Origin of the sequence: Mycobacterium gastri (genome assembly GCF_002102175.1) — a bacterium.
Classification (GTDB): domain Bacteria; phylum Actinomycetota; class Actinomycetes; order Mycobacteriales; family Mycobacteriaceae; genus Mycobacterium; species Mycobacterium gastri.
On sequence record NZ_LQOX01000006.1, the window covers coordinates 89,334 to 102,838 of the forward strand.

Genomic DNA, 13,505 nt, shown 5'->3' on the forward strand with positions numbered 1-13,505 from the left:
CCCTGACGCGGAAAGCGAGCGTTACGCTCGGCGAAAAATCGCTGCGGCGCAATCTGGCGTCACCCGGTTATCAGGCTCCAGAGCCCAGCTGACCCCGCTTCCAGTGCCGCATGGGTGACCTGCTCGTCCCAGTAGTGGACCGAACCGAACTCCGAGCGCCACGCCAGTGCCGCGCGGGTGTACTCGTGCAGGCGGTGTTCGCGCGTGGTCCCCATCGCGCCATGGACCTGGTGGGCATTGCGCACCACGACCGAACAAGCCTGACCCGCACACGAACGCGCAACGGCGACAAGGAAATCCAGGTTCGGCGCGGACCAGTCGCTGCGAACCGCCGCGGTGAGCGCGGCCTCGGTCGCGGCCCGGGCCAGGGCGGCCTCGGCGGCGATGTCGGCGATCAGGTGCTGGATCACCTGGAATTTCGACAGCGGCCGGCCGAATTGGAACCGTGATGTCGCATGCTCGATGGACAGCCGCACAATCCGGTCCAGTGCCGCACATACCTGGATGGCGCGCACCAGCGCGGACTTCAACATTAGCGTCGCCACCACTTGCCCGGCGACGGGAAGCCCGCACAGCACGCCGGTATCCGCCGATACCGTGTCGCGCGGTTCACCGATCAGGTTGGTGCCAGAGGTGATAATGAGCGATTCAGCCGCCACGTCGGCCAGCTGGTATTCGGGGCCGGTGTGCCAGACCACCACGATCCGGTCGGCGCTGCTGGCCCAGGGTACGTCGTCGGCCACGCCCCGGTCGTCGAGCAGACACACCGTTCGCACGGTGCTGTCGGCGGGCATCTGGTTGGCCTGCAGCAGCCAGCACGCCAACAAATCGTGTTCGGCCAACGGAATTCGCACCGCATGGCGAACCGCCGCGGCAAGCAGCTCGGCCGCTTCGTACCAGCCGGCCCCGCTGCCGCCGGACTCTTCGGAACCGGTGAGCCGCACCAGGCCAAGATCGTCGAGGCGTCTCCACAGTGCCGCGTCACGCGTCACGCCCCCTGGATGGGATTCGCGGTAGTCGGCGAAGACGGCGTCCATCATCTCGGCCAGGGCGGGGTCGACGGCGCCGGTTGGGTCGACGGTGCCTGTCATCGCAGCCCCAGCCCCCGCGCGATGACACCCCGCAACACCTCGTTGGTTCCGCCGCGCAGCGTGAATCCCGGACGCTGGTCGATCGCATGCGACACCAGATCGGCGTAGTGCGAATCACCGCCTGCGTGCCGGTCGGCGAAGTCGGCGATGTCACCTTCGGTGGTGGTACCGAGCACCTTGACCACCGCCGCGGGGATGTCGGCTTGATCATGGCGCTGCAACGCTCCGGCCACGGCGGCCGACATCTGGTGCAGACCGGCAGTCCGCGCCACCAGCCGCCCCAGCTCGGCATCGTGGGAAATACCTTGCGTGGCCATGCATTCGGTGGTCGACGCCAGCAATACGAAGGTCGACAGGAAGCGTTCGGGCCCGCTGCGCTCGAAGCTCAGTTCGGACGTCACCTGCTGCCAACCGTTGCCGATTTCGCCGAACACCATCTCGTCGGGCACGAACGCTTCGTCGAGGATGACCTCGTTGAAGTGGTGGTCGCCGTTCATCGAGATGATCGGACGGATCTCCACGCCGGTCCCGCGCAGGTCGACGATGAACTGACTGAGCCCGGCATGCCGGTCGGCTCGATCCACTGGTGCGGTGCGGGCGAGCACGATGAATGCATGTGCGCGGTGGGCGCCCGACGTCCAGACCTTGGTGCCCGACAGCGACCACCCGTCCACGACACGGTCGGCCCGGGTGCGCACACTGGCCAAATCGGAGCCGGAGTCCGGTTCGCTCATGCCGATGCCGAAAAAGCACTCGCCACGCACAATCCGGGGCAGGAAATGGGATTTCTGCGATTCGGTGCCGTATTTGAGCAGCGACGGCACGATCTGGCGGTCCGCGATCCAGTGCGCGGCGACGGGAGCACCGGCTGCCAGCAGTTCTTCGGTGACGACGAACCGCTCCACAAACGAGCGTCCGTGGCCGCCGTATTCCACGGGCACGGTCATGCCCAGCCAGCCGCGTGCTGCCAGCGCGGCGGTGAACTCCTCGTCCCACTGCGTCAGCCAGGCATCGACGGACGGGGTGAACGCACCGGCGGCCTGTTGCTCGGCGAGAAACGCGCGGACCTCGGCGCGCAACGCGTCGGTCACCGATGGGTCGACGACGGCGGGCGGCACCAACCTGGGCGCTGCCATCAGCGCGTCTTCCACTTGGCGATGCGGTGCTGGTGCTCGGGGTCGCGATGGGCCAGCGGTTGCATGGCCGCGGCCAGCCCCAGCGTCGACTCCAGCGAACCGGTCCGCGACTCCTGCAGCAGACGCTTGGCCATCCGCAATGCGTGGGCGGGATTCTTGCTGATGCGTTCGGCCAGCGCCTGTGCTTCGGTCAGCAGTTCGTCGTGCGGCACCACGCGGCTCACCATGCCCCACTGCAGGGCGGTCGCGGCGTCCACCCGGTCGCCGGTGAACGTCATCTCCGCGGCGCGTTCGTAGCCGACGATCCGCTGCAGAAACCAGGTGCCGCCGTCGCCGGGGATCAGCCCGAGCTGGACGAAGCTTTCGGCGAACCAGGCACGCTCCGAGGCGACCCGGATGTCGCACATCATCGCCAGGTCGCAGCCGGCGCCGATGGCCGGCCCGTTGATCGCCCCGATCAACGGAACCTCGAGCCGGGTCAAAGCCCGCGGGATCCGCTGGATGCCGTCGATATAGGCGTGCCGCTGGTCGAGTGCGTCCAACCCGAACATCCCGTCCCGGTTGGCCATCTCCTTGACGTTGCCACCCGCGGAGAAGATTTTGCCCGTCCCGGTCAGAATGACCGCGCAGCTGCCGGTGTCGGCGTTGGCGTCGTCGACGGCGGCCTCGAATGCGGTGATGAAATCCTTGCCGGTGATCGCGTTCCCGACGTCGGGCAGATTGATCGTCCAGATCCGGATCGGTCCGTTGGTGGCAATGTCCAAGACGGTGCTCATGACCGAAACTGTAGGGACTCGGTCTGGTGCGAACCTGCTCGCGGTGTCCGAATGGACCTGGCGGCTTTCGCCGATGCCACGTGATGCTGGCTTGCAGCGCGGAGGAGGAACCATGCCCGACGTCGCGAAGTACGGCCCGTGGGCGGTGATCGCCGGAGGTTCGGAGGGCGTAGGAGCGGAGTTCGCTCAGCAGTTGGCCCGTGACGGGTTCAACCTGGTGCTGATCGCGCGCAAGCCGGGGCCGTTGGCCGACACCGCTGACAGGTGTCGGGAGCTCGGTGTGCAAGTGGGCACGATCGCCGTGGATCTTCTTGACCCCGAATCGATTTGGCGCATCAGCGCGGAAACGGCCGACCTGGAGGTTGGGCTGCTGATCTACAACGCCGGCGCCAACACCTGCCGGCAGAAGTTCCTCGACGCCGACCTCAGCGACGTCGGCCGAGTCGTCGACCTCAACGTGTCCCGAATGCTCGAACTGGTACACCACTTCGGGGCTCCGATGCGGGTTCGGCGTCGCGGCGGCATCTTGTTGGTCGGTTCGACCGCGGCCACGTACGGTTCGATGCGGCAGTCGGTGTACACCGGCGTCAAGGCGTTCAGTCGGCTGTTCGCCGAGAGCCTGTGGCTGGAACTGCGCGACTACGGGGTTGATGTTCTCGAGCTGGTGCTGGGGGTGACCCGCACGCCGGCCATGCAGCGAGCCGGACTGAACTTCGACGTGCCGGGGATTTCGGTCGCCGAACCCGCCGACGCGGCGCGCGAGGGGTTGGCGAACTTGGCAAGCGGCCCGGTATTCATCGCCGGAGACAACGCCGCGGCGGTGCACCGCGGCAGTGGACCCGATCGTGCCGCGATAGTCCTCGGCGGGTACCGGCTGATGGAGAAACTCCTCGGTGCCTCGCGGCGCGATGTGCAGACAGGCTGACGTGATTGTCAGCTGCCCGGCCCGATGACGAAACAGCGGCCGGTGCTGGTGTCGAAAAATACCTCTGCGACCGCAGATTGGTTGATGGTCGCAAACTCGAAGCGGTGTACTTGTTGTCCCGCTTGGATATCGGCTTCCTGGGACTCGGTGGTGCCGTCTTTCTTGCGCACCACCGCGGTGACCTTGTCGGGTGTCGACATGTTTTGCGGCTCATGGAAATACCACACCTCGATGCCGGCCCCGGACGACGTCGCCTGCCAGCCGTCGGAATAGAAACACGCGGGATTGCCCTCGGCGTCCGGCGGCGGCGGTGGACAGATCGACAACCCCACGCACGGTGCGGTGGTGGTGGGAGTCGGCGCCGAGGTACCGGGTTGGGTGGTGCTCGCAGTGGTCGTGCTGACGGTCGTCGACGTCGAACTCGAGGCCGACGCGCGCGGCGGCGCCTGCTGCTGCGACGCGCATGCCGCGATCCCCGGCCAACTCAGCGCGAGAACGGCCAGCAACCCGATTGTCCGCATCGGACTCCTTCGGTGCTCGTCTCGCGGTGGGTATACGGCTAGACCTATCGGCGGGTGATTGTACGCACCACCGGGCTTGAGATCACGGATACGTCGACATCGGCCCGGCCAGGCCCGGTGCCGGTGGCCAAGGACCCGCCGCAGCCGGGCATTACGGCCCTAGCAGGGACAACGTCGAGCTGGTGAACTCGACTGCGGATTCGTTCAGCTGTGTCGCGCTCTGCTGCGGTGGACGTCGAAAGTATCGGTAAACGATAGGATTTTCGAGGTGGTTGGCGATACGGCAGCTGCGGGCGGCCGGTGGCTGTCGCGAGTTCGCCGACTGATCGAACCGGCCCTGGTGGTGTTGACCGTCGGTCTGTTGGCCGCCGGTGGGATTGCCTGGTTGCTCGGTCGGCGCGGCATAGCCGAGGGCTGCTGGGTCGCGGGTACGTTGCTGGCTGTCGTGCCGGCCGCCGTCTGGGTGTTGGCGGCGTTGCGCCGGGGCCGGATCGGTGTCGACGTCATCGCGGTGTTGTCGTTGATCGGCACCCTGCTGGTGGGCGAATATGTGGCCGGCGCATTGATCGCGGTGATGCTGGCAAGTGGTCGTGCCCTTGATGCGGCCGCCGAACGCCGCGCGTCGCGCGACCTGCGGTCGCTGCTCGAGCGGGCGCCGCGGTTTGCGCGGCGACGTGCCGGTACGCAGGTGAGCCTTGTTCCGTTGGCGGACGTGGTCGTCGACGACATTGTCGTCGTCGGCCCCGGCGAGGTGGTCCCCGTGGACGGGCGCGTCGTCGACGCGGTGGCCGTCCTGGACGAGTCCGCGCTGACCGGTGAGCCGCTGCAGGTGGAACGTGCGGTCGGCGAACCGGTCCGCAGCGGTGTGGTCAACGCCGGCAGCGCTTTTGAGCTGCGTGCTACCGCAACCGCCGACGAGAGCACTTATGCCGGCATTGTCCGGATGGCGCAGCAGGCGGGTGCGGAGACGGCGCCGATCGTGCGGTTGGCCGACCGCTACGCGGCATGGTTCCTGCCGCTGTCGCTGCTGCTGGCCGCGGCGGCCTGGCTGGCGAGCAGGTCGGCCGTCCGCGCCGTGGCGGTCCTGGTGGTGGCAACCCCATGTCCGCTGCTGCTGGCCGCGCCGGTGGCGATCGTCTCCGGCCTGTCCCGGGCCTCCCGGGCAGGGGTGGTGATCCGCAGTGGAGTTGCGTTGGAAAACCTCGGGCACGCAACGACTTTGGTGATGGACAAGACCGGCACTCTGACGATGGGCCGTCCTGCTGTGCTCGACGTGGTGGCCGCCCCCGGCCGGGACGCCACCGAGACGCTGCGGCTGGCTGCCTCGGTGGACCAGCTTTCCCCGCACGTCCTGGCCGAGGCCATCGTCACCGAGGCGCTCAGCCGCGGCTTGCACCTGTCGCTACCGGCCGATGTCATCGAAGAGCCGGGCCGCGGTGTCAGCGCCAACATCGACGGGCATCGCGTCACGGTCGGCAAGTTGGCCGCCGACACCCTGACCGGAACCTGGGTGCGAGCCGCGGTCAATCGGGCCCGGTTGGACAGCGCGGCGATCGCCTGGGTCTGCGTCGACGGTGGCCTGGCCGGGGCGGTGTTGCTGCGCGACCCATTGCGCCGGCACGCGCCGCGCACCGTGCGACGATTGCGCGAGGCCGGTCTTACCCGGCTGATCCTGCTCACCGGCGACCGGGCCGAACCGACGCGGGAGGTCGCCACCGTTTTGGGCCTGGACGAGGTCTACGCCGACCAGAGCCCGGCCGACAAATTCGCCGCGGTGCGCGCCGAATCCGAACGGGCGGTGACGGTGATGGTCGGTGACGGCGTCAACGACGCCCCCGCGCTGGCGGCGGCCACGGTCGGGGTGGCGATGGGCGCCCGGGGAGCCACCGCATCTTCGGAGGCCGCCGACATGGTCTTGACCACCGATCGGCTCGACCGGCTCGCCGATGCGATGGATATCGCGCGCTGGTCCCGGCGCATCGCCGTGCAGAGCGCGGTCGTCGGCATGGGCCTGTCGCTGCTGGCCATGGCGATTGCGGCGCTGGGCTGGCTGCCGCCGGCGGCCGGTGCATTGTTGCAAGAGGGTATCGATATCGCGGTGATCGGCAACGCGCTGCGGGCGTTGCGGGGTAACCCGGACACCGAGTTGCAATTGGCCGCCGGTACCGAGCAGCTGCTGCACCGCTTCGCTGACGAACACGACCAGCTGCGGGACACCATCGGACTGCTGCGCACCGCCGCCAACCAGGTGGTCGCCAGACCCGATGCCGCGGCGCTGGCGTCGTTGACCGCGGCACACACCTTGCTGACCGAACGGATCCTGCCGCACGAACAGGCGGAGGAGGCTCAGCTTTACCCGGCGCTGGCGCGCCCGCTGGGCAGCGGTGAAGCCACCGCCACCATGAGCCGCACCCATGCCGAAATCCAGCGGCTTTCCGATCGGATCGCGACCCATCTGGCGTTGGCGCAGTCGGCCGGGGCAATCCAGCACGACCAAGTCGATGACCTGCTGGCCTGCCTGTACGGCCTGTATGCGCTGTTGCGGCTGCACTTCGTGCAGGAAGAGGAAAGCTACTTCACCCTTGCCGAGGACGACGCCGCGACCGGCCCGCCACCGCGGCCCGCGGGCGCGCGAGCGCGCAAAACCTGAATCACGGTTCGCCGGCGTGGCGTCGAAAGGACGTTCGCCGATTCGGCAATGGCACAAAGTCCTTCGCTACAAGGACGCCGTGCCCTCGTCCGGCCGATGTGATTGCGCAATCGTTGGTAGGACGACTCCGCCGATCGAAAGGAGCAACGACCATGACCGCGTATTTCCCGGATGCCGGCACCGTCCGCACGGCCCTGACGCTGGCTTCTCGGGCGCCCTCTGTGCACAACACGCAGCCGTGGCGGTGGCGGGTAGGTGAGACTTCCCTGCATCTCTACTCCGACACGAGCCTGCAGTTGCCCAGTACCGACCCGGAGGGGCGCGACCTGATTCTGAGTTGCGGTGCGGCGCTGAACCACTGCGTCATCGCCCTGGCCGCGACGGGTTGGCAAGCCAAAGTATGTAGGCTGCCCAATCCGGCGGACCCGAGTCATCTTGCCTCGATCGAAGTGTCTCGTCAGAACGCCGATCAGTTGGATATCATGCTGGCCGCGGCGATACCGCGGCGGCGAACCGACCGGCGACCCTACAGTTTCTGGCCGGTGCCGGTCAGCGACATCGCGTTGATGGCTGCGCGAGCGGCCCGCAGCGGGGTGACGCTACACCAGGTCGACGCCATGGACAAGCTGAATGCGGTTGTGGCCAAATCGGTTTGGGATCACGCATCCGACAATGACTATCTCGCCGAGCTCACCGCGTGGAGCGGCCGGCACGCCTCGGCGGTCGGCGTTCCCGCCCGCAATACGCCCACACCGGATCCCACGGCGCCGCTACCCAGCCGGCGATTCGCCGCCCCGGCGCTGGCCATGCCGCCCGATGCTTCACCCGCCGACGACAATGCGGTGATGCTGGCCCTGGGAACGCGCACCGACGACCGGCTGGCACAGCTACGCGCCGGTGAGGCAACCAGCGTCGTGCTGCTGACCGCGACGGCGATGGGACTGGCCAGTTGCCCGGTCACCGAACCGCTGGAAATCGCCGAAACACGTGCGGCGGTTCGTGCCGATGTCTTCGGCGATAGCCAGTATCCGCAGATGCTGCTGCGGGTCGGCTGGGCACCCATCAATGCCGATCCGTTGCCGGCGACGCCGCGACGTGACCTCTCGGAGATCGTCGAGTGGATTGCCGACGGCGAGGAATCCGTCAACGGATAGGTGTCTGATAACCAAGGCCCGCCAGAAGTTTCAGGGAAGTTGCGATGGAGACGTTCACGATAGACCCGCGCTGTTGGCGGCTCGCCCGCTTGGTCGGCCGCAATCCGCTGCTTCGGCGCACCGACCGTCTCGAAGCCCTGGTGCTGCTGGTCGCGCTGATCGCGTCGCTTTTCCTGATACCTGCTACCGCTGTCGTGGGCGCCGAGGTCTTCGACGCCCGGGATCGCCAGTACGCCGCGCAGGCACAGGCACGGCACCCGGTCACGGCCACGGTCACCGGTGCCACGCATAGTCCGAACTCCGAAGGGATTGTCGTGCAAGTGCGCTGGCCGGCGGCGGCCGGCGAGCGCACCGGCTCGTTCCGGCACAGTGCCCCGCTCAATGTCGGGCAGGGCGTCGAAATCTGGGTGGACCGGGACGGGAATCTGGCCAGGCCGCCGACGCCGAGGTGGCATGCGGGTGTGGACGCGGTCGTCACCTCGGTGCTGATCGTGCTGACATGCGGTGTCGCGATGGCGTTAGTGGTCGGCTCGGTCCGCTCCCGGCTCGACCGGGCACGCGATGCCGCGTGGGAGCGTGACATCAGGTGCCTGCAGGACGACGGTGGCCGGACGAATCGGTATTGAACACCTGTGCCGGGACAAGATTCAGATGCCACAGCATTCGCCAGCGTTTGTGAAATAGGCTGATGACGTGTCGATGACCAGACATGGGGAAGACTCCGATGCTGCATTGCTGGACACCGTCGGGTTGCGCCGCCTGGTCGAGGTACTGATCAAGCGCGGCTATCGCGTCATTGGTCCGACGTTGCGCGACAACGCGATTGTGCTCGCTGAACTCGACTCGGCCGACGATCTTCCGCGCGGCTGGGGCGTCGACGTGGCGCCGGGGCACTATCGGGTGCGCCGGCGCGACGACGACGCGGTGTTCGGGCATTCGGCCGGGCCGCAGTCGTGGAAACAGTTCCTGCACCCGCCTCGGCAGCGGTTGTGGGCCGGCACCCGGGACGGCTTCGGCGCCACCGGATCCGAGGATGTTCCGCGGTATGCGTTTCTTGGTGTGCGCGGCTGCGATCTGGCCGCGATCGCGACGCTCGACCGGGTGCTGGGCGGTGCGGCATATGCCGACAGCACCTTCGTCGGCCGCCGGCGGCAGGCTTTCGTGGTCGCCGTGAATTGCACCGAACCGGGCGGGTTGTGTTTCTGCGCCTCGATGGGCACCGGACCGGCGGTCGGCCCCGGTTACGACTTGGCGTTGACCGAGCGCGTCGGCGCCGACGGGGTGACCTACCTGGTGGATGTCGGCAGTCAAGACGGCGCCGACGTGCTCGCGGAGTTACCGCATCGGCCGGCTGGCGGCGACGAAATCGATTGTGCGCGCGCCGATGTCGAGGCCGCATCGCATCGGATGGGACGGCAGATGCCGGACACGGATCTGCGTGAGCTACTTGTCCGGTCACGCGAGTCGCCGCAGTGGGAAGAGGTGGCCAGCCGCTGTCTGACCTGTGGCAACTGCACGATGGTGTGCCCGACCTGCTACTGCACCAGCACCGAAGACGTCACGGACCTGACCGGTGAGCACGCCGAACGCTGGCAGCACTGGGCGTCCTGCTACGAATTCGACTTCACCTATGTCCACGGCGGCGGCAGTGTGCGCCGGTCCGGCGCGTCGCGTTACCGGCACTGGCTCACCCACAAACTGGGTACCTGGCATGACCAGTTCGACATGTCGGGCTGTGTCGGCTGCGGGCGCTGCATTGCCTGGTGTCCCACCGGCATCGACATCACCGAAGAAATGAACAAGATGGCCCGCGATGACCGAGGGGGCTGACCGGGTGACCAGCGCCGCGCCGCCGTCTGCGATGGCGCCGGTCCCGTACCGGGTGCGCAGCCGCGTCGTCGAAAGCCCGGATGCGGCGACGTTGTGTCTGGACCCGCTCGACGTGGTGCTTCCCGCTCCGCAGCCCGGTGAATTCATGATGCTCTACGCATTCGGCGTCGGCGAAGCGGCGATATCCATCAGCGGCGATCCCACCGTCACCGACGGCTCGATTACCCACACCATCCGCGCGGTCGGGGCCGTCAGCCGCGCCCTGCACGACGCGCAGCCGGGCACCCTGATCGGGGTGCGCGGGCCGTTCGGCACCACCTGGGGACTCGACGAGGCGGCCGGACGGGATTTGCTGATGGTAGCCGGCGGCGTGGGACTGTGCCCGCTGCGTCCGGCAATCCTTGGCGCGTTGGCGAACCGCTCACGCTACGGCAGACTGATGCTGGTCGTGGGTGCCCGCTCCAAGGCCGACTTTCTGTTCGCCGCACAACTGGAAACGTGGGCGGACGACCCGCACATCGAACTCCACCTGACTGTCGACGTGCCCGTCCAGGACTGGAGCGGTGAAGTCGGTCTGGTGACTGAGCCGTTGCGCCGGCTTACGCTGCGGCCCGACCGCACCACCGCGTTCCTGTGCGGGCCCGAGCCCATGCTCCGGTTCGGGGCAGCTGCATTGGTCGCCAAAGGCATGGCGGCCCAAGATATTCGGGTATCGCTAGAGCGGAACATGCAGTGCGGTGTCGGCTGGTGCGGCCACTGCCAGCTGGGCCCATTGCTGGTGTGCCGGGACGGGCCGGTCGTCGGTTACGACGTCGCCGGCCCGCTACTACGGGTCAAGGAGCTGTAGATGAGTCCCAGTCTGGCGGTGTGGAAATTCGCCTCGTGTGACGGTTGCCAGCTGACCTTGCTCGACTGCGAGGACGAGCTGCTCACCCTTGCCGACCAGGTGCAGATCGCCACGTTCGCCGAGGCCTCCAGCGCGATGGTCGGCGGGCCGTACGACATATCACTGGTCGAGGGCTCCATCACCACCCGCCACGACGAGCAGCGCATCCGGGAGATCCGGGAGCAGTCGAAGGTCTTGGTCACCATCGGCGCGTGCGCGACCGCCGGCGGCGTGCAGGCGCTGCGCAACTTCGCCAACGTCGCGGAGTTCACCTCGCTGGTCTACGCGAACCCGGAATACATTGACACCCTGGCGACTTCGACGCCGGCGGCCGCCCATGTCAAGGTCGACTACCAGCTGCAGGGCTGCCCGATCGACCGCGGACAGCTCCTGGACACCCTCGCCGCGCTGCTGGTCGGGCGCAAACCGCGGCTGCCGGCCAAGACGGTGTGCACCGAATGCAAACTGCGCGGTACGACGTGTGTCGTTGTCGCCGACGGCATTCCGTGCCTGGGACCGGTCACCCATGCTGGCTGCGGCGCGTTGTGTCCCAGCCATCATCGCGGCTGCTACGGCTGTTTCGGTCCGTCCGCGGCACCGCAAACCGCCACGCTGATCCCGCTGCTGCGCCGCGACGGGATGTCCGACGGGGATGTCGACCGGGTGTTCTCGACGTTCAACGTCACCGCGTTCGCCGCTGAACGAGCCGCTGAACGAGCTGATGTGCGGAGCGATCGATGACCCCGCAAAACCGGACGCTCAGCGTCGGCACCCTGACCCGCGTCGAAGGGGAAGGGGCGCTGCACGTCACGCTGAAGGACGGCGCGCTGGACAGCGTGCAGCTCAACATCTACGAGCCGCCAAGGTTTTTCGAAGCATTCCTGCGGGGACGGGCCTATACCGAGCCGCCTGACCTGACCGCGCGGATCTGCGGGATCTGTCCGGTGGCCTATCAGGTCAGTGCCTGCAACGCGATCGAACAGGCCTGCGGCGTGGAGATCGATCCGGAGCTCATCGCCCTGCGCCGGCTGTTGTACTGCGGCGAATGGATCCACAGCCATGTCCTGCATATCTACCTGCTGCACGCACCGGACTTCCTCGGCTGTCCGGACGTGATCGCCCTGGCCCGGGACCAGCGTGCGGCGATCGAGCGCGGGCTGCGACTGAAGAAGGCGGGCAACAAGCTGATGGAATTCATCGGCGGGCGCTCGATACACCCGATCAACGTGCGCCTGGGCGGGTTCTACTCGGTGCCCAGCCGGTCTCAGTTCGCGCCACTGGCTGAGGTGTTGCGCCGGGCGCTCGACGACGCGTTGGCGACGGTGGAGTGGGTCGCGGCCTTCGAGTTTCCCGACCTGGAACTTGACCACGAGATGCTGGCGTTGAGCCAGCCGGGTCAGTACGCGATCGAGAACGGCGCCATCGCCCGCAGCGCCGGCCCGTCGTTCCCGGTGGCCGAGTTCACCGAGCACGTGCGCGAGTCCCAGGTGCCACATTCGACCGCCCTGCATGCAGCCTTGGACGGCGGCCGATACCTGACCGGGCCGATGGCGCGGTACTGCCTCAATTCGTCGGCGCTCTCGCTTGTGGCTGCCGAGGCTGCCGCAGCCGCGGGACTGTCCGGCGAATGCCGAAACCCGTTCCGCAGCATCGTGGTTCGTGCCATCGAGGTGGTCTATGCGATCGACGAGGCGCTGCGCATCATCGACGGATACCAGCGGCCGTCGCGACCGTTCGTGGAGGTCCCGACCCGTCCGGGCGTCGGTCACGGTGTCAGTGAGGCGCCCCGCGGCCTGCTGTACCACCGATACGAAATCGACGACGACGGGCTGATTTCCGCGGCGACGATCATCCCGCCCACCTCGCAGAACCAGGCGGCCATCGAGGACGACCTGGCTCGTGTGGTTTCGGCGAACCTCGCCCTCGACGACGCCGAGTTGACCACCCTGTGCGAACGGGTGATCCGCAACTACGACCCGTGCATCTCCTGCTCGGCGCACTTCCTGACGCTCACGGTGCGACGCGGATGACCGCGGGCGTGGTTGTCGTCGTCGGGCTGGGCAATCGCTACCGCCGCGACGACGGCGTCGGCGTTGCCGCCGCCGCCGCGCTCGACGAATTGGCATTGCCCAATGTTGTTGTGGTGACCGACATCGTGGAGCCAATGAGCCTGCTGGAGGCGTGGTCAGGTGCTGGGCTAGCCATCGTGATCGACGCTGCCGTCGCGACGCCGCCCATGCCAGGCCGGGTAAGTCGTTGTGCCATAAGCGATTTAGCTGCACATCAGGCGACGAGTTCGCACCGCGTCGACCTCGCCGCCACCTATGCACTCGGTAAGGCCCTCGAGCGGGTGCCCGACGCGCTGACGCTGCTCACCGTCGAAGTGGCCGACACCGGCCATGGGGTCGGTTTGACACCGCAGGTGGAAGCGGCCATGCCGAGGGTGATTGGCATGGCCGTCGATGAAATCGAGCGAGAAGTAGGTAGCGCGGCTGACGTTTCCTGCTGAAAAGGCAATATCGCATTGACCAGAGCG

At 67.5% G+C, this 13,505-nt stretch carries 13 protein-coding genes; 9 read left to right on the forward strand and 4 right to left on the reverse strand.

Translation table 11 applies throughout. The features are described from left to right. Positions 1-59: 59 nt before the first annotated feature. Genes AWC07_RS01290 through AWC07_RS01300 form a run of 3 tightly spaced genes read right to left on the reverse strand, consistent with a single transcriptional unit; the run spans position 60 to position 3,003 of the window. Positions 60-1,091: an acyl-CoA dehydrogenase family protein gene (locus AWC07_RS01290; RefSeq protein ID WP_036414105.1), complete on the reverse strand. Its 1,032-nt coding sequence runs from the start codon at positions 1,089-1,091 to the stop codon at positions 60-62. Then, positions 1,088-2,227: an acyl-CoA dehydrogenase family protein gene (locus AWC07_RS01295; protein ID WP_036414141.1), complete on the reverse strand. Its 1,140-nt coding sequence runs from the start codon at positions 2,225-2,227 to the stop codon at positions 1,088-1,090. The genes AWC07_RS01290 and AWC07_RS01295 overlap by 4 nt, the downstream gene beginning before the upstream one ends. Then, the gene (locus tag AWC07_RS01300; protein ID WP_036414103.1) at positions 2,227-3,003 is read right to left on the reverse strand and encodes a crotonase/enoyl-CoA hydratase family protein; all 777 of its coding nucleotides are present in this window, start codon (positions 3,001-3,003) and stop codon (positions 2,227-2,229) included. Before AWC07_RS01300 ends, AWC07_RS01295 begins: the two co-directional genes overlap by 1 nt. A 112-nt stretch (positions 3,004-3,115) precedes the next feature. Here AWC07_RS01300 and AWC07_RS01305 point away from each other — a divergent pair, with 112 nt between their 5' ends. After that, positions 3,116-3,928 (forward strand): SDR family NAD(P)-dependent oxidoreductase, encoded by an 813-nt coding sequence (locus AWC07_RS01305; protein ID WP_036414139.1) that lies wholly within the window; start codon positions 3,116-3,118, stop codon positions 3,926-3,928. An 8-nt stretch (positions 3,929-3,936) separates the two neighbouring features. Here the strand turns inward: AWC07_RS01305 and AWC07_RS01310 are convergent, their stop codons facing one another. Continuing rightward, a complete protein-coding gene (locus AWC07_RS01310) occupies positions 3,937-4,449 on the reverse strand; it encodes a hypothetical protein (protein ID WP_051508015.1) in 513 nt (170 codons plus the stop codon). A 268-nt stretch (positions 4,450-4,717) separates the two neighbouring features. Here AWC07_RS01310 and AWC07_RS01315 point away from each other — a divergent pair, with 268 nt between their 5' ends. The 8 genes from AWC07_RS01315 to AWC07_RS01350 all read left to right on the forward strand — a co-directional run bounded on the left by AWC07_RS01315 (position 4,718) and on the right by AWC07_RS01350 (position 13,478). Then, a complete protein-coding gene (locus AWC07_RS01315; protein WP_051508014.1) occupies positions 4,718-7,099 on the forward strand; it encodes a heavy metal translocating P-type ATPase in 2,382 nt (793 codons plus the stop codon). Between the two features lie 152 nt (positions 7,100-7,251). Then, positions 7,252-8,253, forward strand: a complete 1,002-nt coding sequence (locus AWC07_RS01320; RefSeq protein WP_036414101.1) for an Acg family FMN-binding oxidoreductase — start codon at positions 7,252-7,254, stop codon at positions 8,251-8,253. A gap of 44 nt (positions 8,254-8,297) precedes the next feature. Beyond that, positions 8,298-8,879 carry an Rv1733c family protein gene (locus AWC07_RS01325; RefSeq protein ID WP_036414099.1) on the forward strand — a complete coding sequence of 194 codons (582 nt, stop codon included), beginning with the start codon at positions 8,298-8,300 and terminating at the stop codon, positions 8,877-8,879. Positions 8,880-8,952: 73 nt separating this feature from the next. Further along, entirely contained in the window at positions 8,953-10,083 is a 1,131-nt protein-coding gene (locus tag AWC07_RS01330; protein ID WP_085104921.1) for a 4Fe-4S dicluster domain-containing protein, read from the forward strand. Then, positions 10,067-10,930 (forward strand): FAD/NAD(P)-binding protein, encoded by an 864-nt coding sequence (locus AWC07_RS01335; RefSeq protein ID WP_036417470.1) that lies wholly within the window; start codon positions 10,067-10,069, stop codon positions 10,928-10,930. The genes AWC07_RS01330 and AWC07_RS01335 overlap by 17 nt, the downstream gene beginning before the upstream one ends. Next, positions 10,931-11,710, forward strand: coding sequence for an NADH-quinone oxidoreductase subunit B family protein (locus tag AWC07_RS01340; RefSeq protein ID WP_036417467.1), 780 nt, complete (start codon positions 10,931-10,933; stop codon positions 11,708-11,710). Further along, the gene (locus AWC07_RS01345; RefSeq protein WP_036417466.1) at positions 11,707-12,999 is read left to right on the forward strand and encodes a Ni/Fe hydrogenase subunit alpha; all 1,293 of its coding nucleotides are present in this window, start codon (positions 11,707-11,709) and stop codon (positions 12,997-12,999) included. The genes AWC07_RS01340 and AWC07_RS01345 overlap by 4 nt, the downstream gene beginning before the upstream one ends. Further along, on the forward strand, positions 12,996-13,478 hold the full coding sequence (locus AWC07_RS01350) for a hydrogenase maturation protease (RefSeq protein ID WP_036417464.1): 483 nt from the start codon (positions 12,996-12,998) through the stop codon (positions 13,476-13,478). Before AWC07_RS01345 ends, AWC07_RS01350 begins: the two co-directional genes overlap by 4 nt. Positions 13,479-13,505: the final 27 nt, after the last annotated feature.

Coding starts and splice junctions, on each gene's coding strand:
- AWC07_RS01335 (WP_036417470.1), top strand. CDS start 10,067: ATGACCGAGGGGGCTGACCGGGTGACCAGCGCCGCGCCGCCGTCTGCG.
- AWC07_RS01325 (WP_036414099.1), top strand. CDS start 8,298: ATGGAGACGTTCACGATAGACCCGCGCTGTTGGCGGCTCGCCCGCTTG.
- AWC07_RS01295 (WP_036414141.1), bottom strand. CDS start 2,227: ATGGCAGCGCCCAGGTTGGTGCCGCCCGCCGTCGTCGACCCATCGGTG.
- AWC07_RS01340 (WP_036417467.1), top strand. CDS start 10,931: ATGAGTCCCAGTCTGGCGGTGTGGAAATTCGCCTCGTGTGACGGTTGC.
- AWC07_RS01310 (WP_051508015.1), bottom strand. CDS start 4,449: ATGCGGACAATCGGGTTGCTGGCCGTTCTCGCGCTGAGTTGGCCGGGG.
- AWC07_RS01305 (WP_036414139.1), top strand. CDS start 3,116: ATGCCCGACGTCGCGAAGTACGGCCCGTGGGCGGTGATCGCCGGAGGT.
- AWC07_RS01300 (WP_036414103.1), bottom strand. CDS start 3,003: ATGAGCACCGTCTTGGACATTGCCACCAACGGACCGATCCGGATCTGG.
- AWC07_RS01320 (WP_036414101.1), top strand. CDS start 7,252: ATGACCGCGTATTTCCCGGATGCCGGCACCGTCCGCACGGCCCTGACG.
- AWC07_RS01290 (WP_036414105.1), bottom strand. CDS start 1,091: ATGACAGGCACCGTCGACCCAACCGGCGCCGTCGACCCCGCCCTGGCC.
- AWC07_RS01350 (WP_036417464.1), top strand. CDS start 12,996: ATGACCGCGGGCGTGGTTGTCGTCGTCGGGCTGGGCAATCGCTACCGC.
- AWC07_RS01345 (WP_036417466.1), top strand. CDS start 11,707: ATGACCCCGCAAAACCGGACGCTCAGCGTCGGCACCCTGACCCGCGTC.
- AWC07_RS01330 (WP_085104921.1), top strand. CDS start 8,953: ATGACCAGACATGGGGAAGACTCCGATGCTGCATTGCTGGACACCGTC.